Here is a 20870-nt window from a genome sequence, read left to right as displayed (position 1 = left end):
GAAGCCATCGACTGTTACGAGTCGATCGGCGAGCCAGAACCATTCGGCGCCGATCTTGCGCTCGACCGGCGGGGGCATCACGATGCTGATGTTCGCGCTGCGTCGCTTGGGCTTCGTCGCCGTTGTCCTCCTCGTAGTATCCATCTTCGCCTTCTTCGTGCCGTACGTGACCGGTCGTGATCCGGCTCGAGAGATTCTTCAGTCTCGCGTCGCCGAGCGGGCCCCGGACGAGGAGGTCCTCGAGGCGATTCGTGAAGAGTTGGGTCTGAACGAGAGCCTGTTCGTCCAGTACCAGCGCTGGCTCGGCAGCGCCCTGGAAGGGGACCTCGGTTACTCGATGGTAAGTAAGGAGCCGGTCGGCGAGTTGCTGGTCAACGCCCTTCAGATCACATTCCTGTTGACCACTGTCACGCTGACGTTCAGCCTTCTGGTGTCGTTGCCGATGGGGGCGCTCGCCGCGGCGCGGCGCGGGGGATGGTTGGACAACGCCATCGTCGCCGTTACGCAGACAGGCGTAGCCATACCGGAGTACTGGCTGGGGCCCTTGCTCATCCTCCTGTTCGCTCTCACCCTCGGGTTGGTACCGTCAGCGGGTCTCCGCGGCCCGGAGTACCTGGTTCTCCCGGCGTTGACCTTGGCCTTGCGGCCGATCGCCTACATCACTCGCATAAGCCGAGCCGCGATGCTTGACGTCCTCTCGTCTCCCTACATAACCGCCGCTCGAGCCCGGGGGCTCTCCTACGCGAAAACCGTCGTCAGGCATGGCATCCGCAACGCCTCTCTACCCGTCCTCTCCGTATTCGCTATGTGGTTCGCAGGCCTCCTCGGCGGGTCCGTTGTAGTCGAAGTGATCTTTGCCGTCCCCGGGATGGGACGGCTCATGTACGAAGGAGTTCTCAACTCGGACATCCCGCTCATCCAGGCAGGCCTGATGACGATTGTGGCGCTGGCGGTGGTATTCAACGTGCTCGCCGACCTGCTGTACACAGTCATCGATCCCACGGTCAAGCTCAGGCGATGACGGCCCTGGAGACCGCCCAGGCTGCGCCGCCGGAAAAGAAGGCGCGCGGGGGCCATAGCAACATTTTCTCGATTGCCGCCATCTGGAGCCGGACTCCTTGGACCGGGAAGATCGGCTTGATCACGATCACGGTGATCATGTTGCTCGCTTTCGCCGCCCCGTGGATTGCCCCATATGACCCGAATGAGATCGATCTGATCAACCGGCTCACCGGGCCGAGCGGGGCGCATTGGCTCGGAGTGGACAACTTCGGTCGTGACGTGCTCAGCCGGCTGCTGTACGGCGGCCGGTTGGCCCTTTTCATCGCTGCGATATCGGTCGTCATATCGATCGTCGTGGGCACTCTGATCGGCGCGGCCAGTGGGCAGATCGGGGGATTCTTCGACGAGGCTGCGATGCGTTTCGTCGACCTCTCCCTGGGTTTCCCGACGTTCATCATCGCCCTGGTCATCGTTGCGATACTGGGACCCGGCTTCTTCAGCCTGATCCTCGCGCTGTCATTCCTGGGATGGACTCCCTACGCGCGGCTGGTGCGAGGGCAGACGTTGAGCATCAACAGCCAACAGTTCATAGAGGCCGCTGAGGCACTCGGATGCTCGCGCTGGTTCATCATCACCCGTCACATAGTTCCCCACACGATCAATCCGGTCCTCGCGATGGGGTTCTTGCGGTTCGGGCACATGCTGATACGCATCGGGGCCCTCTCCTACCTGGGTCTCGGTGTTCAGCCGCCGGATGCCGACTGGGGTGCGATGCTGCGCGAGGCGCAGCCGTATATGCAGAGGGAGCCGTGGCTCATCATCTTCCCCGGCCTGGCCATCTTCATTTCGGCTCTGGCAGTGACCCTGGCTGGGCAAGGCCTGAGCCACGCCTTCGACGCCCGAGCCGCCCACGCGACGATCTCAGCGAGTTTGGTCGCCGAGGAGCAAGCAAGCTGACAGGTTGTGGGAGGGGTCCGTTACGCCCCTGGGAAGATGGCACAAAGCGGAGGGCCCCGGCCGGATAAACCACGGCGATGCGCGAGCGCTTGCCGGTTGGTACAACCGCAGCTCTCGGTCGTTTACCAGGAGGGTTCGGCGCACTCGACGTGGGTCTCGGGCTCCACCTGGAACGTGGCATGATCGATTCCATGGTTCACGTCGAGTATCGCCTTGGCCTCGTCCAGAACCCTGTGGGCATCGACGTCGGCTCCGGTCATCAAGTGGACCGTGGCGACTTCCATCTCGGAGGTCAGTGTCCACACATGCAGATCGTGTACGTCAGTCACTCCCTCGATCGCGCCCAGCTGGGCGGTGATCGTCTCCAGGTCCGCATCCTTGGGGGCCAGCTGTGCCAGTATCCGTAGAGCCTTCCACCCGAGCCGGACTGCCCGCGGCACGATGAAGAGCCCGACCAGCGCGCCCACCACGGCATCGATGATGAGCAGTCCGGCTACCTGGATGGCAAGGGCGGCGACCAGGACGGCGATCGAGCCGAGCAGGTCGGCAAGCACCTCCAGGTAGGCCCCTTCGACGTTGAGCGACTCCTTGGCGCCGGTGCGAAGCAGGCGCCAGCTGATCAGGTTCACCACCAACCCGAGGGAACCTACGACGAGCATGGTGACCGGGAGGACCTCGGGCGGAGCCTGTAACCTCCCGAACGCTTCGTAAAGGACATACCCGCCGACGCCGAGCAGTAGGACTGCGTTCGCCAGTGCCGCGAATATCTCCACGCGGTACAGACCGTAGGTGTGACGTAACTTGTCGGCCGGCCGGCGCGCGGCAATCCGCGCCGCCAGAGCCATGCCGAGTCCCAGAGCATCGGTTGCCATGTGCCCGGCATCCGACAGGAGGGCCAGGGATCCGCTGAGGATCGCGCCCACGAACTCGACCACCATGAACACGGCCACCAACCCGAAGGAGATCGCCAAGGCACGAACGTGGGTGTCGCGCCCTGCGCGCGTGTGATCGTGAGCCTCACTCACCGTGACATCCTCGGTCTTGAGGAAACGATGAGGAGCCCAACCGGACGAGCGCGTCCGGTCCAAAGGTGGTCTTGCTGCTGACGGGATCACCTTCTGGCGTGCGTTGTGGTCGCGACCGCGAGTGCAGTTTTGCTGCAATCTCCGATCGCGATTGGAGACCGGCAGCTTACCATCGGCCCCTTCTATGTAGAGTTCGAGACCGGGTCGCCGGGTCGCTGATCCGAGTTGGTCCGGGACCGGCCTCCGCTATCCCCACGAGTGCTCCGGTGATCAGTTGTTGAGAGTAGGGATCGCCCGAGCACCGGTGCCCGGTCCTGAGGGTTAAGGACCCGGCTTGATCATGCCCACATAGTGACTATTACGGCCATTGCGGTGTGGCCGATGATGCCGATTCCGCCGTTGGCGCGGACGATCCACCGTCCCCGTCCTTCGTATATGGCGTTGACCATGGCTTGGAGGGCTACGAATGCGAATCCGGTCAGGAGGCCCAGGACCAGTCCTTCACCAAAGGTGGAGGCGCCCGTGCCGCGGGCGATCATGGCCAGTACGGTCGCCATCATCAGGTAGGCGACGAAGGTGACCACGAAGAAGATGGGCTTGGGTCCGTCGGAGGACGAAGGGTCGACCCCGGCTGCTTCCATCCACTTCGTGCCCATGACCTTCGGTTGGTACCAGATGGCGGCCAGGCCGAAGAACGCTATGGCCGCGACGATGATCGCTAGCCAGTTCAGTCCGCTGAGTGAGAGCACGGTCCTCCATTCGTGATGTGCTCGCAGTGTAGGAACGCCGGAGACCTGAGCTTTCACCCGGAGTTCGCCCGCCGGCCCCACCGGGATCGCCCCTACGAGCGGTTGGTGCTTTGATACCTGCTGCCACCTTCATAACGTGGAGCTATGCGGCGCAGGACGAAGATCGTGGCCACGATGGGCCCGGCGGTGGCCGATCTGGACGCGGTCCGGGGGCTGGTGCAGGCCGGGATGGACGTCGCCCGGCTCAACTTCAGCCACGGCGACCACGAGTCACACGTCCGGATGATCAAGTGGATACGCCAGGCCGCCGCCGAGGTGGGCCGTTCCATCGCCATCCTCCAGGACATCCAGGGGCCGAAGACGCGGGTGGGGCACTTCCGGGGCGGCTCTGTCGATCTGCCGCAGGGGGCGACCGTCCGCCTTGCCGTGACCGGGGACGAGGGCGGTCCCGACCTGATCCCGGTCGACTATCCGCGGCTGCCCGACGACGTGGGCACGGGGGCACGGGTGGTGATGGCCGACGGACTGATCGAGGGTCGGGTCACCGGATCGGACGGCGAGGGGTTGACGGTCCTCATCGAACGAGGTGGGGAGTTGCCCGACCGCAAGGGGATCGCCTTCCCCGACAGCGATCTCGAGTTGGGGCCGGTCACCGAGAAGGATCAGGTGGATCTCGAGCTGGGCCGGCAGATGGGCGTGGACTACGTGGCCGCCTCGTTCGTAAAGCGGGGCGAGGACATATCGCAGGTGCGCGAGCTGGCCGGCGGCTCCACCCCGGTCATCGCCAAGGTGGAGCTGGCCCTGGCCTACAGCAATCTCGACTCGATCCTGGATCAGGCCGACGGCGTGATGGTGGCCCGCGGTGACCTGGGCGTCGAGCTGCCGCTGGAGACGATCCCCAATATTCAGGCCAACATACTGCATCGGACCAACCAGGCCGGGCTCATCTCGATAACCGCCACCGAGATGCTGGAGTCGATGGTCACCGCCTTGCGGCCCAGCCGGGCGGAGGTGACCGACGTGGCCAACGCGGTCGCCTCGGGCACGGATGCCGTCATGCTCTCGGCGGAGACGGCGGTGGGGCGCCATCCGGCCCGGGTGGTCGAGGCCATGTCGTCCATCTGTGTGGAGGCCGAGCGCTACCGGGATCAGCAGATGACCGGCGCCGATGCCATAGAGTTCCTGGAGAGCACGATGACGTTCGCCTCGGCCACCGCCAAGGCGGCCACCGAGGCGGCCCGCAACCTGGGGTTCAGGACCATCGTGGCCTTCACCGAGTCGGGTGGCACCGCCCGGTTGCTGTCAAAGTACCGGCCTTCGGCGGACATCATGGTGTTCGCTCCGAGCGGGAGGATCCGGCGCCGCATGGCCCTCTTCTGGGGGGTTACCCCGATCCGGTTCGAGCCGAGGGCGTCCACCGACCTGATGTTCGCCGCTGCCGAGAAGTACCTGGAGAAGGAGGGGGTGTGCGAGCGGGGCGAGGGAGTGGTGATGATCGCGGGCACGCCTCCCAATACCCAGGCCAAGACCAACCTGGTCAAGCTGCACGTGATCGGCGAGCGCCTGAGAGCGTCTTGGAGAGCCGGCCACCGCGGCCGTCCATGAGGCGCCGGGAAGGCGAACTCCCACGGCCTGGCCCGAGGCGGACTACCGGTACCGGGGTCGGCTACCATGCGACCGCCTCGTTGCAGGGTTGCACAGCAGCCGCGACGGTTCCGGGGCTCGATGCGGGAGGAGAATGTTGGGCCAGCTGATCGAAGTCGATCACCTACTGCTGGGGGACGTGGCGGTCTTCGACACCGACCGGAGCCTCTCGGGTCAGGAGGGTGAGACGTACCGGAGCGCCGAGGCGGCCGGACAGGCCGATACCTTCCCCGCCCGGCTGGCGGCCGCGCTGTTCGAGGTGACCCCGTCGCTGACTTCGGTCTACGTGTTTTCCAACACGATCTCGGTGCGCCGCTTCGGAGGCTGGACCGACGACCTCGTGACCGAGATGTCCGACACCATCCGCCACTCGCTCGCCTTCTACCGGGACGACTCCTAACCGTTTCTCTCGAGACTGTGTTGTCGCAGGCAGGGGGATCGGCCGTCCCTAGCTGACCGTTCAGGTTCGGTAGTTCATCATCCACGCCCGATACGACGAGAACGCGAAAATCGCGAGAACACGCCCCACCCCGGCGGGCCCATCCCCCAGCCACCACCTCCTTCGGTCCGTGCGCGGTCCGCTATCCCCCTGCGGGTCCGCTCCCGAATTGATCCCGGTTCCGGTTCCCTCGACGTCGAAAAGCAGGAAACCGGCGGTGCTTGTGGCTGCGGGGCAGTATGCGACGGGTCCGTGACACTTTCAACCCCCTTGTCAGGCGCGGCGCCCGAGGAATCCGCCACGGCCACACGTCGCAGAAACACGGCGACCAAAGACACGGGACGCTAGGTGGTCTGCTACTCGCCGGTTTCGCTTTCTGTGGTCTCGCCTTCCCCGGTCGCGCCTTCCTCCACGAGCTCTTCGGCGTTCGGGTCGGGAGGCAGGGTGACGGGGAAGCCGTCGGGGAAGTCGGGACTGGGCGGGCATGGGTCCCCGGTGTAGTCCTCCGCATCCTCGGGCAGCTGGCACGGGTGGACCTCGAACCGGTGCGCCCAGGGCCGGTAGCGAACCTTCCACTCCTCATGGGAGGTGGTGCCGTCGGTGAAGGCGATGTCTCTGGTAACCGTGACGCTCCATCCATCGGCGCCCTGCTGGACCTCCATCGGTTCGTCCCAGGGCATCACCTCGGGGTTCGGGACGTACTCGGTGGGATAAGGCACCGGTTGGTAGCGCCCCGACACCGAGGCCGTCACCTCCCGATCCGAGTTGTTGCCGTAGAACCTGACGGTGATCGAGGTCCTCGTGTACGCGGTCTTGATGACGAGAGGCGTATCGGTGTCGTTCCGGAACACGAGGTCGGGCACGGGCCAGCTGACCGTGGCCTCGATGCCCATCGGGTAGCGCGAGAAGTAGTAACTGTGGGGCTTGTGGTCGATGACCTCGAGCCCGGCCCAGAACACCGCGTTGTAGAAAGTGCTGGCGAACTGGCTGACGCCGCCGCCCACCTGGTCTTCGATCTCTCCCCGGATGATGGTGGGGGCGGGCAGGAAGCCCCGCTCCAGGGTTCGCTCTCCCACCGTCTCGTTGAGCGAGAGGGTTTCCCCCGGTAGCACGTTGACGTTGTCCATGACATCGGCGAACAGGTGGATGTTCTGGACCCTCGGCTGGCAGCAGTTGTGCTTGGTGGTGAACTCGCTGATCAGGCTGAGCGGACCCATGGCGGCCAGCTCCTGGGCGGTTATCTCGGGCTCCACGCCGGTCTGGAGGGGAAGGGTGGACTGGCGCGATTCCCGGCGGGTCGCCTGGTTGATCGCCCTGATCACCAGGTCGACATCCAAGAGAGCGCCCGGGAATCCCGGGACGTAGGTGATCGTCTCCTGGTCGTCGATCAGGATGTAGGCGTTCCGCGGCGGCGCCTCGAAGCCTGATCGGAGAGGATTCAGATACCCGTTGATCACATCCCGATCGAAGGCGACCCGGAGACCCGGACTCGGGTCCGTGACCACCTCGGTGGTGAGGGCGCGGCCCAGCTGGCCGACATCGAGGTGGAGGGTGGCGGCGGGGTCGGTGCGGGTCAGGGTGACCGGTCCCGCCAGCAGCACGGTGGCCTCTTCCAGAGCCGCGTTCACCGCGGCCCTGGGCAGGACGGGTTGCACCTCGACCGTCGGCAACCGCACCGCGTCGGCGCGGGGTTGGCCGAGTAAGGCTTCGACGATCCGGTTGCGGGCCACGGCCCGATCGATCACGAAGCCGGCTCGGGGGAAGCGTGCCACCGGCGTCGAGCCGCGGATGTCGATACCGCCCTCATCGGGTGCTACCAGAGCCGATTCGTACAGGTCCAGCAGTCCGTCGAGGGCGGTCTCGTCAATGGTTCCCGAGATCGCCCAGGGCAGGCCGGCCCCAGAGTCGTCGCCCCTGCGCTGGAGGTCTTCGAGGATCGCGTCCAACGAGCGGTCTGCCAGCGCCGTGTCGAGCGTGGCGTCCTCGTCCAGGTCGAAGCCGATGGCCGCCGGCAGCAGGCTGAAGCTGGACTCGCTCACCTCGATCCGGATCGGCGTCAGCGCCAGGATGTTCTCCAGGTCGGCGAGCGCGGATATCGCTTCCAGCCGGGAGGGGTCGAGGCGGGTGGTTGCGGTTCCGCCGCCGTTACCCGGTCCGGGGGTGGTGCCGTCCTGGTTCATGATCACCACGGCCAGGACCCCCAGCGCGAGGATCGGAACTCCGAGGAAGAGGACTAGACGGCGCGAACCGGACATGAGGACTCATTGCCAACCACCGCGCCGGATGTTACCCGCCATCCGGGCCTTTTCCGGGAATGTCGTCGGGTCCGGGCTGCTCCGGGGATCCGGGCTTCAGCACCCGGAGGTGGTCGGGGCGCGCGGCGACCGAGAACTTCACCGGCGACCTAAGCAATTCGCCGTCAGCCTGGGCCGGGAACCCGCCGGGTGCCGACACCTCCACGGAGGTGACGCCGGTCCAGACCTCGAGTCCCTCAGCGCCGGACAGCGCGGCGCCGGTGACGACCCGTCGCAGGATGGAGACCAGGCGCCGTCTCGGCAGCTCGCGGGCCACGAGCACCGACAGCGTGCCGGGCTCGTGGGATCCGAAGCGGACGGGGATGCGCCCGAAGTAGGTGTATCGGTCGTACAGGCTGACGAACACGGCCACCGCCCCGGCTGACCGGTCCCTTGTGGTCACCTCCAGATCGGGTGGCCGTTCGGAGAAGCCGGTCCAGGCGACCGAGGCAGCCGAGCGGGCATAGTGCAGCCCCGAGAAGCGGTACTTGCGATGAGGCTCCTGCTCGGCCCGCTCCACGACGGCGGCGTCGAACCCGGCGCCGCACGAGAACGTGGCCAGCCGGCTCTCCACGCCCGACTCCCCATGGTCGAGGGTGAGCATGGCGGTCGGCACGGCCGCCACCGGCGGTCTCCCGCAGATGAACTCGGTGGCGGCCCGGGGATTGCGGGGGAGGCCCAGTATCCGGGCGAGCACGTTGGTGGTTCCCGCCGGGATGATCCCGAGGGCGGTGCCGGTCCCGGCTAGGCCGTTGGCTATGTGGTGGACCACGCCGTCCCCGCCCATGGCGACCACCACGTCGAACCGGTCGGCTGCGGCGGCGGCGCTGATCGATCGGGCCTCGGCGGTGGTCCCGGGCCACTCGGTCTCGACCTCGTAGCTCTCCCGGAGCCGCGCCACCACCGATCGGTGGAGCCCGCCGGTGAACCCGGAGGCCGAAGGATTGGTACAAAGCAGGATCCGCGCCATCCGGCCAGGTTAGGAGGGGATCCCCTGCTTACCTGTTGGCCGGGGGCGTGTGGGTTGCGCCGCCAAAGGGATCCCCGTTGGTATCCTGAGAGCACAGCCCGATCCCGAGAACGGACCGCGCAGTCATGGAAGTAGTACATCCGGCCGACATCGATGAGGCCGTCGGTGCGCTTGCCGCGCATCCCGAAGCCGTGCTGCTGGCGGGAGGAACCGACCTGATGGTGGAGGTCAACTTCGACCAGATCCGCCCGGAGACGGTCGTGGCGTTGCGGAGGCTGGAAGACATCCAGGACGTCTCCCGGCGCCGGATCGGCGCGGGCGTGACCTTCCGGCGTCTCGAGTCGGGTGACCACACCGCCCTCGCGCAGCTGGCCCGCACCATCGGCTCTCCCCAGATCAGGGCGGCGGGGACCATCGGCGGGAACATCGGGACCGCCAGCCCGGCAGGAGACTCCCTTCCCTTCCTCGCCGGCCTGGACGCCGAGATCGAGCTTCACTCCACGTCGGGAACGCGCCGGCTGCCCTGGGACGAGTTCTTCACCGGTGTGAAGCGGACGGCCCGCCGTCCCGACGAGCTGATCACCGCCGCGGTGCTGCCGGAGGATCTCCCCGACTTCCAGGAGTTCGCCAAGATCGGCCAGCGAAGCGCCATGGTCATCTCCATCGTCGCGGCCTGCGTCTTCAGGTGGCGGGACGGCCGCACCCGGGTGGCGCTCGGCTCCGTGGGCCCCACGCCGATCCGGGCCCGGCGGGCCGAGGAGATGATCTCGGAGGAAGCCGATCCCGGCCCGGCGGCGCTCGAGGAGTTCGCCCGGTTGGTGTCAGAGGAGGTGAGCCCCATCACGGATCATCGGGGGACCAGCGACTACCGGCGTCACGCCTCCGGCGTCCTGGCCCGCCGCCTACTCGAAAGGTGCCTGTCGTCATGAGAGTGCAGATGACCGTGAACGGTGAGGCACGGGTGTGCGACGTGAAGGGTTCCGAGAGCCTGCTGTTCGCCCTCCGCGACTACCTCCATCTGACCGGCTCCAAGGGGGCTTGCGAGCAGGGGGAGTGCGGGTCGTGCTCGGTGCTGCTGGATGGGGAGCTGGTGTGTTCCTGCCTGGTGATGGCGGCGGACGCCGAGGGTTCGGAGGTCGTCACGATCGAAGGCATGGGCGGGCCGGAACTCCATCCCGTGCAGAAGGCCCTGGTGGATTCGGGGGCGGTGCAGTGCGGCTTCTGCACCCCGGGTTTCGTGGTCGCCGCGGCGGCTCTCCTCGAGGAGAACCCGACCCCTTCGTCCGACGAGATGCGCGAGGCATTGGCCGGCAACATCTGCCGGTGCACCGGTTACGGCGCCATTCTCCGAGGCCTGGAGACGTTGGTGGGGGGCCGATGACCACCCGGGTGAGGTCCCGCACCGTCCGGGATGGCGTCGGCGAGTCGACCTCCCGAACCGACGGGATCCCGAAGGTGGACGGTACCTACCTCTACTCGGGCGATCTCTACATGGACCGCATGCTCTTCGGCGCCACCCTCCGGAGCCCCCATCCGAAGGCGAGGATCACCGGGCTCGACATCGGCCCTGCCGTGGCCATGACCGGCGTCCATGCCGTCCTCGTCGGCGACGACGTCCCGGGTCTCAATGCCTTCGGTCTGGAGTCCACGGACCAGCCGATCCTCGCCACGGACCTGGTCGAGTACTGGGGCCAGGCGGTGGCGCTGGTCGCGGCTGACAACCCCGAGACCGCTCGCCGGGCGGTGGAAGCCATCGAGATCGAGTACGAGGTGCTGGAGCCGCTCACCGACCCGGAGGAGGCCGACCGCCGGGACTCCGCGTTCCACCGGGCCAGATGTCGGCGAGGCCCCCAGGATGCGTCCGGGGCCGTGGTCGTGGAGGGCTACTACGAGGTGGGGATGCAGGACCAGGCCCCGCTCGGCACCGAGTCCGGCCTGGCGATTCCCGACGGGCAGGGCGGGGTCGATCTCCACATCGCCACCCAGTGGACCCATGTGGACCGTGATCAGATCGTGGCCGGCCTGGGGGTGGACGAGGACATGGTGCGGGTCCACCATGCCGGGGTCGGGGGCGCTTTCGGGGCGCGGGAGGATGTCAGCCTCCAGATCCACCTCTGCCTGCTCGCCCTGTACACGGGACGGCCAGTGAAGATGGAGTACAGCCGGGCGGAGAGCTTCGTGGGCCACGTCCACCGCCATCCGGCCCAGCTGTGGATGCGCCATGAGGCCGATCCCGACGGAACCCTCCGCCGCATCGAGGCGAGGATCATCATCGACGGGGGCGCCTACCGCTCGACCAGCGACTCGGTAGTGGGCAACGCTGTCTACCACGCCGCCGGTCCCTACCGGTGCGACTCGGTGTCGGTGGAAGGGGTGGCCGTACGGACCAACAACCCGCCCTGCGGAGCGATGCGGGGCTTCGGGGCGGTGCAGGCCTGCTTCGGTCACGAGGCCCAGATGGACAAGCTGGCCGATGCCTTGGGCATGGACCGGGTGGAGCTCAGGATCCACAACGCCGTGCGCCGCGGGGATCCTCTGGCCACATCGGGGCAGGTGATCGACACGTCGGCGCCGGTCACAGAGATTCTCGAGAGGCTTCGCCGCATGCCCCTGCCGGATGAGAACCGCAGCGACGATCCACGCCTGTTACCGGGCGGTACCGGGCTGACCACCTCCCGGCCGATGGTGAGGCGGGGGGTCGGGTACGCGGTCGGGCTCAAGAACCTCTGCTTCTCGGGCGGCTTCGACGACTACGCGGAGGCCAGGGTCGCCATAACCCCGTTCGGTGTGGAGGTGCACACGGCGGCGGTCGAGGTGGGCCAGGGTCTCGGAATGGCGTGCGCGCAGATCGCACGGACCGTCCTCGGCATCGAGGATGTGGTGGTCTACTACGACGACACGTCCAAGATCGGGTCGGCCGGCTCCACGTCGGCCTCCCGCCAGACCCAGATGACCGGGGGAGCGGTCATGGAGGCGGCGCGGATGGCCCGCCGGATCGCCCTGGAGCGGGGCGGGGGCGACGAACTCGATGGCGAGGGAGTCTGGAAGGACGGAGTCCTCGTGACTCCGATGGAGGACCTGGTCGGACGGGAGAGCATCGAGTACCACACCCGGTTCCACCATCAGCAGACGGACGCGCCGGATGACAACGGCCAGGGCGACATCCACGTGGACTTCGCCTTCGCGGCGCATAGGGCCGTGGTCGATGTGGACCAGGAACTGGGGCTCTTCCGGGTGGTGCAGGTCGACACGGTCCAGGACGTGGGCTTCATGATCAACCCCAGGTCGGTGGTGGGCCAGATAGAGGGCGGGACCATGCAAGGGATCGGCCTGGCCACCCTCGAGGAGATCGTGGTCGAGGACGGCGTGATCAAGAACCCCACCTTCACCGACTACCTGCTGCCCACCTTCCTGGACGCCCCGCCCATAGAGATCGAGGTGATCGAGGAACCGAGTTCGTTCGGCCCCTTCGGCGCCAAGGGAGTGGGGGAGCCGCCCACCGTCTCGTCCACGGCCGCAGTGGTAGCCGCCATCCGCGACGCCACCGGCCTGGAACTCAACCGCACCCCCGTGAGACCCGAACACGTCGCCCTCGGTTCTCGCGTTGGGGTCCATCTTGACCCGGATGGATAAGGTAGAGCGCCGGATGGGAAAGATGGAGAAGAGTGTTACTACTCTGATAGGAAACGTCACCGGCCTTATGGCGGACAGGGAAGCTCTAACCGACCGAGTGTCGGGTCTAGAACAAGCGGGCTAGCCCCCCGCCATCTACGAGCACGGTATAGACAAGGTGTCGAGGGACGAACTCATCCGTAAGATTGTTACCGCCGTCACGATCCTTCTGGTTCTGATCGTCGGGGTAGCCGCTGGCTATCTGATCTCCGAGAACATCCCGACGCCGACCACTACCACTCTGCCGGTATGCGGGCCGGACGACATGGTTGGAGAAGTGCTAGGGCGCTGCATACCTACCGCCACAACTAGCACCACTAGACCCCAGCCCACCACCACCTCAACCACAACCCGAGCCGCCACAACGACAACTATGGCGAATGAGGGACCGGCCACCACTACCTCAACCGTCCCACCCACCACTGTTCCGGTAGCGATCGATCTGTGGGAGGAAGCCCGCTGGGTGAATGCCTGGCCAGAGGAACCGCCATCGCTCCCGGTGCTAGAGGCCATAGTGCGGGTGTCAAACGCTCTCGATATAGCCTCAGCAACCCCGGGATCAACCCAGGCCCGCCTTTACGTCTGCTTTGCTCTTCTCGACCTGTTAGGCACCTTGGAGTTTGATAACAGCCTCCACACCGGGGGAAGCGAATGGGACTGGGCCGAGGCGGGGCGGATGGTCGAAGCGACCACAACCTTCGCCGACCACGTCTGTGACTACCTCAACTGACGGGCTACCGACCCGCCCGACAGTGTCGACTGGAACGCTCAGGTCCACTTATGAGTCAATCACACAAATGAGGATCTGACTGTTTTGGTTATGTCATATTGAATCGTCTCGAGTCGTCTCATGGAGCCCGGACCGCGCAGATACACGGCTTGTGGGCAGTGGGTGCGACCATCGGCGCCCGTCGTTCTGTTCGCTGGTGAGATCACAACCACTCAGTGATGGGTGTCGACAGGAACCATCCGATGTCGATTCCCCCGCCGCCGACTAGCAGAGTTCGGGATGGTCGGTGGGCATCGGAGAAGGCGTCGATCCCCGGCTGGGCTCGGGGCGCGCGACCGCTCTTGACCTCGATGGCTACCAGCCGGTCGCCGGATCGGACGACGAAGTCGACCTCGCGGTTGCGATCCCTCCAGTAGTAGACCTCGCAGAGGCCCGCCGAGGCGGCGTTCGCCAGGTGGGCGCCGATTGCCGACTCCACCACCCGGCCCCAGAAATCCGGACGTTGACGAGCCTCGTCAAAGCCCGAGCCGGACAGGGCGGCGATAAGAGCCGTGTTGAGGACCTGTAGCTTGGGGCTGGATGACCGGCGCCGCACTACTCCGCCCGAGTACTTCCGGAGACCGATCACGAGCCCGGCTCCGCCCAACAGGTCGAGGTAGTGGGCGATGGTCGTGGTGTTGCCGGCATCCTGGAGTTGCCCGAGCATCTTCGTGTAAGAGAGGATCTGACCCGAGTAGGCACATCCGAGGTTGAACACCTGTCTCAGAAGGGCTGGTTTGTCCACACGGGAGAGCAGCAAGATGTCCCGCGACAGAACGGGTTCTATGAGCGAATCTCGGATGTAGCGAGCCCAACGATCCGGTTGCTGCACTAGCGAGGCAGCCCCCGGATATGCCCCGTAGAAGATGTACTGTTCGACATCCCAGCCGAAGGCAGTACGCATCTCGTCGAAGCTCCAGTGGGGTGCCCGTATCGATTCGAACCGACCGGCCAGGCTCTCGCCGAGGCCTCGCCGGACCAGCAGTGGGGCAGAGCCGAGGATGACAACCTTCAGGGGTCTGGCCAGGCGGGTGTCCTCATCCCACAGGTACTTGACCACCTCGGACCACCCTGGGACCTTCTGTATCTCGTCCAGGACGAGTACCGCCCCGTCCCGATCGGCCCGATCAACCAGCAGACGGGCTGCCTCCCACTGCTGTTCGATCCAACGCTCCGGATGTGCTGTCGGGAGATCAGCGGTCGCGTAGTGCGTCGGGAGCCCGGACCGCTCGGTCGCCTGGAGCACCATGGTGGTCTTACCGACCTGTCGAGGTCCGGTAACCACCTGGATGAACCGGCGCGGTTCGGACAACCTGCGCGTGAGCTCGTCGGCTTGGGGCCTTACGAAGCCAGCGGACACAGGATCCGGAAACATGAGATGGCCTAGCTCTTGCCGGAGAAACGGACCCAGTCTAACGAATTACTCAACATACTGAGTAATTTTACTCAAAGTATTGAGTAAATCGACACTGCGGTTTCTGTCAGGCGGTTCCCAGGAGGTCTTGGAGCCTGGACAGACCGGTTACCAGGTCATCGTCGCCTAGGGCGTAGGAGAAGCGGGCGTACCCGGGTGCCCCGAATGCCTCGCCCGGAACGAAGGCGACTCCGGCCTGGTCTATGCAGACGTCGGCGAGTTCCAGGGAGGTGGCGGGGCGGGCGTCGCCGACGCGGCGGCCGAGTGCTCCGCGAACAGAGGCGAAGCAGTAGAAGGCCCCTTCGGGTTCGATGCATTCGATGCCCCGGGTCTCGTTGAGCATCCGGTGCATGATCTTCCGGCGCCGATCGAAGGCCTCCCGCATCATGTGGACGTCGTCGAGGGGGCCGGACACGGCCGCGACGGCGCCGGCCTGCGCGATGTTGCCGACGTTGGACGTCAGGTGGCCCTGCAGCTTGGTCGCCCCTCTGATCACGTGGTCCGGAGCGACCATCCAGCCGACCCTCCAGCCGGTCATGGCGTAGGTCTTCGCCACCCCGTTGACGATCACGCAACGTTCGGCCAGTTCCGGGACCTCCACCGGCAGCGACGCGAACGAGGCGTCCCCGTACACGAGGTGTTCGTAGATCTCGTCGGTCAGCACCCACACCCCGCGATCCACCGCCCAACGGCCGATCTCCGCTACTTCCGCGGCGCTGTACACCGCACCGGTCGGATTAGAGGGGGAGACGAAGATCAGCAGCTTGGTCCGGGGGGTGTAAGCGGCCTCCAGTTGGTCCACTGTCACCTTGAACCCGCTGGTCTCATCGGTGTCGATGGGGATGGTTACCCCGCCGGCCAGTTCCACCACCGCCGGGTAGGTGACCCAGAAGGGCGCCGGCAGCAGCACCTCGTCACCGGGATCGACCAGGCAGTGGATCCCCGTGTAGACGCCCTGCTTGCCCCCGTTGGTGACGATCACCTGCGACGGCGCCACCTCGTAGCCCGAGTCCCGCAGGGTCTTGTCGGCAACAGCCTCCCGCAGTTCCGGGAGGCCGGGCGCCGGGGTGTACTTGTGCATGGCAACGTCGGCGGCAGCGGCTCTGGCGGCCGCCACGATCGGTTCGGGGGTGGGGAAGTCCGGCTCGCCCGCGCCGTAGCCGATCACGTCGTGACCGGCGGCCCGCAAGGCCCTCGCCTTGGCGGTGATCGCCATCGTGGCCGATTCGGCCATGGATTCGATTCGCTGCGATAATCCTGACATCACGTTCTCCGCATCGGGGTCCTGGAGAGGGAACGATAGACATGCAAGAAGACACCTCGATCCGTATCCCGCGCCATCTGCTGCCCGCCGACGGCCGGTTCGGATGCGGCCCCACCAGGGTGCGCCAGAGCACGTTGGACCGCCTCGCGGAATCGGGCTCGTCCTACATGGGCACCTCGCACCGCCAGCTCACGGTGCGGCATATGGTCGGGCGGGTCCGGTCCGGGCTCACCGAACTGTTCGACCTGCCCGACGGCTACGAGGTGGTGCTCGGCAACGGCGGCGCCTCCGGTTTCTGGGACGCTGCCGCCTTCGGCCTGATCGAACGGGCCAGCCAGCACCTCAAGTTCGGAGCGTTCTCCTCGAAGTTCGTCGGAGTGGTTTCCGGCGCCCCCCACCTTGAAGAGCCCGACGTGATCGAGTCGCCGCGCGGTACGCATCCCATGCCGTCTCCATCGGACCGCATCGATCTCTATGCCCTAACCCACAACGAGACCTCCACCGGGGTCACCATGCCCGTCCGGCGGGTGGAGGCGGACGGCCTGACCGTGGTGGATGCCACGTCCGCGGCCGGGGCGACGCAGGTCGACCCCAGGCAGTTCGACGTCTACTTCTTCTCGCCGCAGAAGGCCTTCGGAGCGGACGGCGGGCTGTACTTAGCCCTGTGTTCGCCGAGAGCGCTGGAGAGGATCGAGAGGATCGCGGGATCGGGCCGGTGGATTCCCCCGTTCCTGTCGCTGTCGTCTGCGGTGTCACAGTCGGTCAAGGACCAGACCTACAACACCCCCGCTCTCGGCACGATCTTCATGCTGGCCGACACCGTGGAGTGGATGAACGCGCAGGGCGGCCTGGCCTGGTCCTCCGAGAGGTGTGCCGCCAACGCCGCGTTGCTCTACGGATGGGCCGAGAAACACCCGATGGCGGAGCCGTTCGTGCCGGAGCCGAGCATGCGCTCGCAGGTCGGCGCCACCATCGACTTCCACCGGCCGTTGTCCTGGGCCCATCTGGCCGCCACCCTGCGGGCCAACGGGATCGTGGACACGGAGCCCTATCACAAGGACGGAAACCATCTCCGTATCGGGCTCTGGCCCTCCATACCCCGCTCGGATATGGAGGCGTTCATCGCCTGCCTGGAGTATGTGATCGAAGCGAGCCTCAATTAGTTGCTAGTTTGTAACACTACTAACTAGCAACTGACAAATAGTAACTAATCGCGTCCGAGCAGTTTCTTGGCGCCCTTCGCCACACTGGAGCCCACCGTGGAGGCGACCAGGGAAACGCCTTTCACCTCTCCGGCTTCGATAGCGGCGGCATCCTCGGGGTCCTCCGCCCCGAGCTTCGCCTCCAGGCAGTCCACGAACTGCTGGATCAGGCGCTGCGTGAGCTGGTTCAGGAGCCCGGTACGGCCGAACTGCGCCGCCGTGCCGGAAATGGTGATGTCGGCATCGACGGCCACCGTGGTGCCTCCATCCGAGGCCGCCAGCGCGTAGTCCACCGTCACGTTGCCTCGCGAACCGCCCCGCCTATCCACACCCTTGCCGACGATGTTGCCGGTCATCGTCTCCGGGTCGGACGTGATGGTGGCCCGGCCCTCGAACCGAGCCGTCATCGGGCCGAGCCGGACCGAGACCGATCCGGTGTAGCTGCCGTCGCCGTGGTCGTCGGTGAGCTCCGCGCCCGGCATGCATTGGGCCACCGATGCCACGTCCTGGAAAAAGCCGAACACGTTGGCGGGAGCGCCGGCCACCTGGAACTCTTGCGTGATCTTCATCTTTACCTCCCGAGACTCGGGCATGGTAGTGGCGCTGTCCGGCATGGCCGCTGCCCGGTAACCCGCCCGACCATCCGACCCGTCTCAACCGGCGGTCCACTCCTTTGCTGAAGCCCGCGCCTCGTCCACGTTCACCTTCGCCAGCAGGAAGCCTCCGATCACGAAGAACGCGACGATCGAGAGAACGGCCGGGCGCCCGGATCCGGTCCTGTGGCTCACGACGCTGAACACGAGCGGCCCCCAGATGGCCGAGAACTTGGAGAAGACGCTGTAGAAGCCGAAGAACTCGGCGGCGGCCTGCTCCGGAATCATCGTCGCGTACAGGCTGCGGCTGAGCGCCTGCACGCCCCCGAGCACCCATCCGACCACCAAGGCGATGATGTAGAACGGCATGGCCTCTCCGGCGGGCAGGAAGTAGGCCGCCACGACGATGAGGGACCAGCCGACCAGAGACCAGATTATGGCCCGCTTCGCGCCGATCCGGTCAGCAAGCATCCCGAAGAAGAGCGCCCCCCCGAAGGCGACGAACTGGACGATGAGAAAAGCCGTCGAGATCTCCGCGAGTTCGAGATCCAGGGTCTCGGATGCGTACGACCCCGAGATGTTGATCACAGTCTGGGTACCGTCGTTGTAGAAGAGAAAGGCCACCACGAACAGCAGCAGTTGCGGGTACCCGACCAGCTTCCTGGCCGTGCCGATGGTCCTGCCGAAGCCGATAGCCGCATATGCCCGCCAGGGTCGCATCCCGCGGTAGCGGGAGGGCAACGGGGAGGCCTCGCCCACCTCCGGCAGGCGGCGCAGGGCGTAGGCGGCGAACCCCATCCACCACAATCCGGAGCCGAAGATCACGACGCGGGCGGCACCGCTGGTCGACAGCCCCGTGAAGCCGCCGTCTCCGCTGGACAGGATCAGGGCCAGACCCAGCGCAAGATAGAGCCCACCGCCCACGTAGCCGAAAGCGTAGCCCTTGGAGGACACCCGGTCGATGGTGTCGTCGGTGGTCAGGCCCGGCAGGAACGCGTCGTAGAAGACGTTGGACGCCACGAACCCGATGTGGGCGGTGACGGCTATCACGAGGAACAACGGAACCGCGCCGTCGGGCACGAAGGGCAGCATCAGCGCCAGGACTCCCCCCGCCACGGCGCAGTTGCGGAGGAACCTGCGCTTGGCCGAGTTGAAATCGGCGATCGCCCCGAGGATCGGCATGCTCAGGAACAGGACCGTGGAGCCGATGGACACCACGGCCGCCCAGATGGTCTCGGCCGACCAGCCGTTCCACCCGCCTTCAGGCACGATCACCGAGGAGAAGAACGGGGCGACCACCGCGCCGAGAGTGGTGATGAAGGCGGAGTTGGCCCAGTCGTACATGGCCCAACCGAAGATGGTCTTGCGGTCGTTTCGTACCAGCTCGGTCAAGCGTCGGAATCCAGGATCGGGGACTATCGGACGGTAGCACCGGCCGGGTCCGGCGCTAGTTGTCTCAGGGCGATACTGTCTCGGCATGCGCAGATGGGCCACGGCACCGATCGTTCTCGTGTTGACGCTGGTGGCTTGCGGCGCGCCCGAGCAGCCCGATGTGGTCACGGCGCCGACCACCACGACGTCCACCCCCACCTCGACCACGGCGGCGCCCGTTCTGGCAAGCACTACGACCTCCGTGGCGGTGGCCGAAGTAGACACCACGGAGCGGATATCGGAGGAGGTACCCGAGCCGACCACTACGACCTCGCCTCCGTCAACGGTGGCCGCTTCGGAGATTGTGACCACCACGACCCTCCCGCCGCTCCGTTCCCTCGCCTATCGCGAGGTGGCGAACCTACCGTTCCCGATCGATCTGGCGCCGGTGCCCGGAACCTCCCTCCTGGCAATCGCCTCGAAGGAGGGCCGCGTGTGGCTGTACGGGGCCGGCGGGCTCGCCGGCGCGCCGTTTCTCGACATCAGCGATCGGGTCCGCAACCGGGGCGAGCAGGGCCTGCTGGGATTCGCCTTCCATCCCGACTACCCGGATTCCGGCCGCCTCTTCGTCCACTACTCGGCGCTTAACGGGGACACGGTCTTGGCGGAATACACGGTTGCGGACGGTGCGGTGGACGCAGAGGGGGCCGTGCTGTTCCGCCTTGCCCAACCCGCCGCCAACCACAACGGAGGGACGATCGCCTTCGGCCCCGACGGCTACCTCTACGTGGGCCTCGGCGACGGCGGCGGGGCGAATGACCAGTTCGGCCACGGCCAGAACGAGCGGACCCCCCTGGGCGCCCTGCTCCGGTTCGATGTCTCCGTGCCCGGCATTGCGTCTCCCGCCCCCGGCAATCCCTTCCCCGCGCCGGATGTGTGGTCGATCGGCCTTCGCAATCCGTGGAGGTTCGTGATCGACCATCCGTCCGGCCTGATCGTCATCGCCGACGTGGGCCAGAACCTCTTCGAGGAGGTCTCGGTGGCGCCGGTCGCCGCCGGCGGGTTGAACTACGGCTGGCCGATCACCGAAGGGCTCCACTGCTTCGATCCCCCCTCGGACTGCGATGCCTCGGGCCTGACCCTCCCGGTGTTGGAAATCTCGCACGCCGACTCGGGGACCTGCTCGATCACCGGGGGAGTGGTGTACCGGGGTGCGGAGATCCCCGAGCTGTACGGGCACTACCTGTTCTCCGACTACTGCGGCGGCTACCTGCGCAGCTTCCCGATAGAGGAACCCTTCGACGAACCGCACGACTGGACCGACCAGGTCGGCAACGCCGGGCAGGTGGTCGCCTTCGGTACGGACCACGCCGGAGAGGTATACGTCCTCACCGCCTCCGGTTCAGTCCTCCGCCTGGAAGCCGACCGCGGATGACCACAACCGCTTAGATACCGAGGTCAACCGGTCAATTGGTAATCGAAAGGGTTGAGGAACGCTACGTCCA

The 20870-nt window shown here is 66.2% G+C and carries 18 protein-coding genes; 10 read left to right on the top strand and 8 right to left on the bottom strand.

The window, feature by feature from the left end; translation table 11 throughout:
* Positions 1–82 precede the first annotated feature (82 nt).
* Together OXK16_06830 and OXK16_06825 are read left to right on the top strand one after the other, a co-directional pair.
* Entirely contained in the window at positions 83–1021 is a 939-nt protein-coding gene (locus OXK16_06830) for an ABC transporter permease (GenBank protein MDE0375659.1), read from the top strand.
* Positions 1018–1959 carry an ABC transporter permease subunit gene (locus tag OXK16_06825; GenBank protein MDE0375658.1) on the top strand — a complete coding sequence of 314 codons (942 nt, stop codon included), beginning with the start codon at positions 1018–1020 and terminating at the stop codon, positions 1957–1959. The genes OXK16_06830 and OXK16_06825 overlap by 4 nt, the downstream gene beginning before the upstream one ends.
* Positions 1960–2081: 122 nt before the next feature.
* Here OXK16_06825 and OXK16_06820 read toward each other — a convergent pair whose 3' ends face one another.
* Positions 2082–2984 (bottom strand): cation diffusion facilitator family transporter, encoded by a 903-nt coding sequence (locus OXK16_06820; protein ID MDE0375657.1) that lies wholly within the window; start codon positions 2982–2984, stop codon positions 2082–2084.
* A gap of 338 nt (positions 2985–3322) precedes the next feature.
* The gene (locus tag OXK16_06815) at positions 3323–3733 is read right to left on the bottom strand and encodes a DUF1761 domain-containing protein (GenBank protein ID MDE0375656.1); all 411 of its coding nucleotides are present in this window, start codon (positions 3731–3733) and stop codon (positions 3323–3325) included.
* Positions 3734–3877: 144 nt separating this feature from the next.
* On the opposite strand from OXK16_06815, the gene pyk reads away from it, so the two are divergent.
* Complete coding sequence (pyk, locus tag OXK16_06810; protein ID MDE0375655.1) at positions 3878–5338, top strand: pyruvate kinase; 1461 nt, start codon at positions 3878–3880, stop codon at positions 5336–5338.
* A 133-nt stretch (positions 5339–5471) separates the two neighbouring features.
* Positions 5472–5777: a hypothetical protein gene (locus OXK16_06805; protein ID MDE0375654.1), complete on the top strand. Its 306-nt coding sequence runs from the start codon at positions 5472–5474 to the stop codon at positions 5775–5777.
* Positions 5778–6172: 395 nt separating this feature from the next.
* On the opposite strand, the gene OXK16_06800 is transcribed toward OXK16_06805, so the two are convergent.
* Entirely contained in the window at positions 6173–8071 is a 1899-nt protein-coding gene (locus tag OXK16_06800; protein MDE0375653.1) for a VanW family protein, read from the bottom strand.
* Positions 8072–8102: 31 nt separating this feature from the next.
* Positions 8103–9080 (bottom strand): diacylglycerol kinase family protein, encoded by a 978-nt coding sequence (locus OXK16_06795; protein ID MDE0375652.1) that lies wholly within the window; start codon positions 9078–9080, stop codon positions 8103–8105.
* A 125-nt stretch (positions 9081–9205) separates the two neighbouring features.
* Between OXK16_06795 and OXK16_06790 the strand changes: the two genes are divergently transcribed.
* The 4 genes from OXK16_06790 (at position 9206) to OXK16_06775 (ending at position 13482) form a co-directional block, all read left to right on the top strand.
* Positions 9206–10009: an FAD binding domain-containing protein gene (locus OXK16_06790; protein MDE0375651.1), complete on the top strand. Its 804-nt coding sequence runs from the start codon at positions 9206–9208 to the stop codon at positions 10007–10009.
* Positions 10006–10461, top strand: a complete 456-nt coding sequence (locus OXK16_06785) for a (2Fe-2S)-binding protein (GenBank protein MDE0375650.1) — start codon at positions 10006–10008, stop codon at positions 10459–10461. The genes OXK16_06790 and OXK16_06785 overlap by 4 nt, the downstream gene beginning before the upstream one ends.
* Positions 10458–12713, top strand: a complete 2256-nt coding sequence (locus OXK16_06780; GenBank protein ID MDE0375649.1) for a molybdopterin-dependent oxidoreductase — start codon at positions 10458–10460, stop codon at positions 12711–12713. The genes OXK16_06785 and OXK16_06780 overlap by 4 nt, the downstream gene beginning before the upstream one ends.
* Before the next feature lie 157 nt (positions 12714–12870).
* A complete protein-coding gene (locus OXK16_06775) occupies positions 12871–13482 on the top strand; it encodes a hypothetical protein (GenBank protein ID MDE0375648.1) in 612 nt (203 codons plus the stop codon).
* A gap of 202 nt (positions 13483–13684) precedes the next feature.
* Here the strand turns inward: OXK16_06775 and OXK16_06770 are convergent, their stop codons facing one another.
* Together OXK16_06770 and OXK16_06765 are read right to left on the bottom strand one after the other, a co-directional pair.
* Complete coding sequence (locus OXK16_06770; GenBank protein MDE0375647.1) at positions 13685–14881, bottom strand: ATP-binding protein; 1197 nt, start codon at positions 14879–14881, stop codon at positions 13685–13687.
* Positions 14882–15002: 121 nt separating this feature from the next.
* A complete protein-coding gene (locus OXK16_06765) occupies positions 15003–16169 on the bottom strand; it encodes a pyridoxal phosphate-dependent aminotransferase (protein ID MDE0375646.1) in 1167 nt (388 codons plus the stop codon).
* 71 nt (positions 16170–16240) lie between these two features.
* Between OXK16_06765 and serC the strand changes: the two genes are divergently transcribed.
* Positions 16241–17362, top strand: coding sequence for a phosphoserine transaminase (serC, locus tag OXK16_06760; protein MDE0375645.1), 1122 nt, complete (start codon positions 16241–16243; stop codon positions 17360–17362).
* A 44-nt stretch (positions 17363–17406) separates the two neighbouring features.
* Here serC and OXK16_06755 read toward each other — a convergent pair whose 3' ends face one another.
* Both OXK16_06755 and OXK16_06750 read right to left on the bottom strand, forming a co-directional pair.
* Positions 17407–17970 carry an SRPBCC family protein gene (locus OXK16_06755; GenBank protein MDE0375644.1) on the bottom strand — a complete coding sequence of 188 codons (564 nt, stop codon included), beginning with the start codon at positions 17968–17970 and terminating at the stop codon, positions 17407–17409.
* Between the two features lie 84 nt (positions 17971–18054).
* The gene (locus OXK16_06750; protein ID MDE0375643.1) at positions 18055–19386 is read right to left on the bottom strand and encodes an MFS transporter; all 1332 of its coding nucleotides are present in this window, start codon (positions 19384–19386) and stop codon (positions 18055–18057) included.
* Positions 19387–19471: 85 nt separating this feature from the next.
* On the opposite strand from OXK16_06750, the gene OXK16_06745 reads away from it, so the two are divergent.
* Positions 19472–20800: a PQQ-dependent sugar dehydrogenase gene (locus OXK16_06745; GenBank protein MDE0375642.1), complete on the top strand. Its 1329-nt coding sequence runs from the start codon at positions 19472–19474 to the stop codon at positions 20798–20800.
* The last annotated feature ends 70 nt before the right edge of the window (positions 20801–20870 follow it).

Source organism: bacterium, assembly GCA_028821235.1.
Taxonomy (GTDB): domain Bacteria; phylum Actinomycetota; class Acidimicrobiia; order Spongiisociales; family Spongiisociaceae; genus Spongiisocius.
The sequence above is the reverse complement of the archived record's forward strand: the minus strand, read 5'-3'. Positions and strand labels throughout refer to the sequence as shown.

Coding starts and splice junctions, on each gene's coding strand:
- OXK16_06830 (MDE0375659.1), top strand. CDS start 83: ATGCTGATGTTCGCGCTGCGTCGCTTGGGCTTCGTCGCCGTTGTCCTC.
- OXK16_06825 (MDE0375658.1), top strand. CDS start 1,018: ATGACGGCCCTGGAGACCGCCCAGGCTGCGCCGCCGGAAAAGAAGGCG.
- pyk (MDE0375655.1), top strand. CDS start 3,878: ATGCGGCGCAGGACGAAGATCGTGGCCACGATGGGCCCGGCGGTGGCC.
- OXK16_06805 (MDE0375654.1), top strand. CDS start 5,472: ATGTTGGGCCAGCTGATCGAAGTCGATCACCTACTGCTGGGGGACGTG.
- OXK16_06800 (MDE0375653.1), bottom strand. CDS start 8,071: ATGTCCGGTTCGCGCCGTCTAGTCCTCTTCCTCGGAGTTCCGATCCTC.
- OXK16_06795 (MDE0375652.1), bottom strand. CDS start 9,080: ATGGCGCGGATCCTGCTTTGTACCAATCCTTCGGCCTCCGGGTTCACC.
- OXK16_06790 (MDE0375651.1), top strand. CDS start 9,206: ATGGAAGTAGTACATCCGGCCGACATCGATGAGGCCGTCGGTGCGCTT.
- OXK16_06785 (MDE0375650.1), top strand. CDS start 10,006: ATGAGAGTGCAGATGACCGTGAACGGTGAGGCACGGGTGTGCGACGTG.
- OXK16_06780 (MDE0375649.1), top strand. CDS start 10,458: ATGACCACCCGGGTGAGGTCCCGCACCGTCCGGGATGGCGTCGGCGAG.
- OXK16_06765 (MDE0375646.1), bottom strand. CDS start 16,169: ATGGCCGAATCGGCCACGATGGCGATCACCGCCAAGGCGAGGGCCTTG.
- serC (MDE0375645.1), top strand. CDS start 16,241: ATGCAAGAAGACACCTCGATCCGTATCCCGCGCCATCTGCTGCCCGCC.
- OXK16_06755 (MDE0375644.1), bottom strand. CDS start 17,970: ATGAAGATCACGCAAGAGTTCCAGGTGGCCGGCGCTCCCGCCAACGTG.
- OXK16_06745 (MDE0375642.1), top strand. CDS start 19,472: ATGCGCAGATGGGCCACGGCACCGATCGTTCTCGTGTTGACGCTGGTG.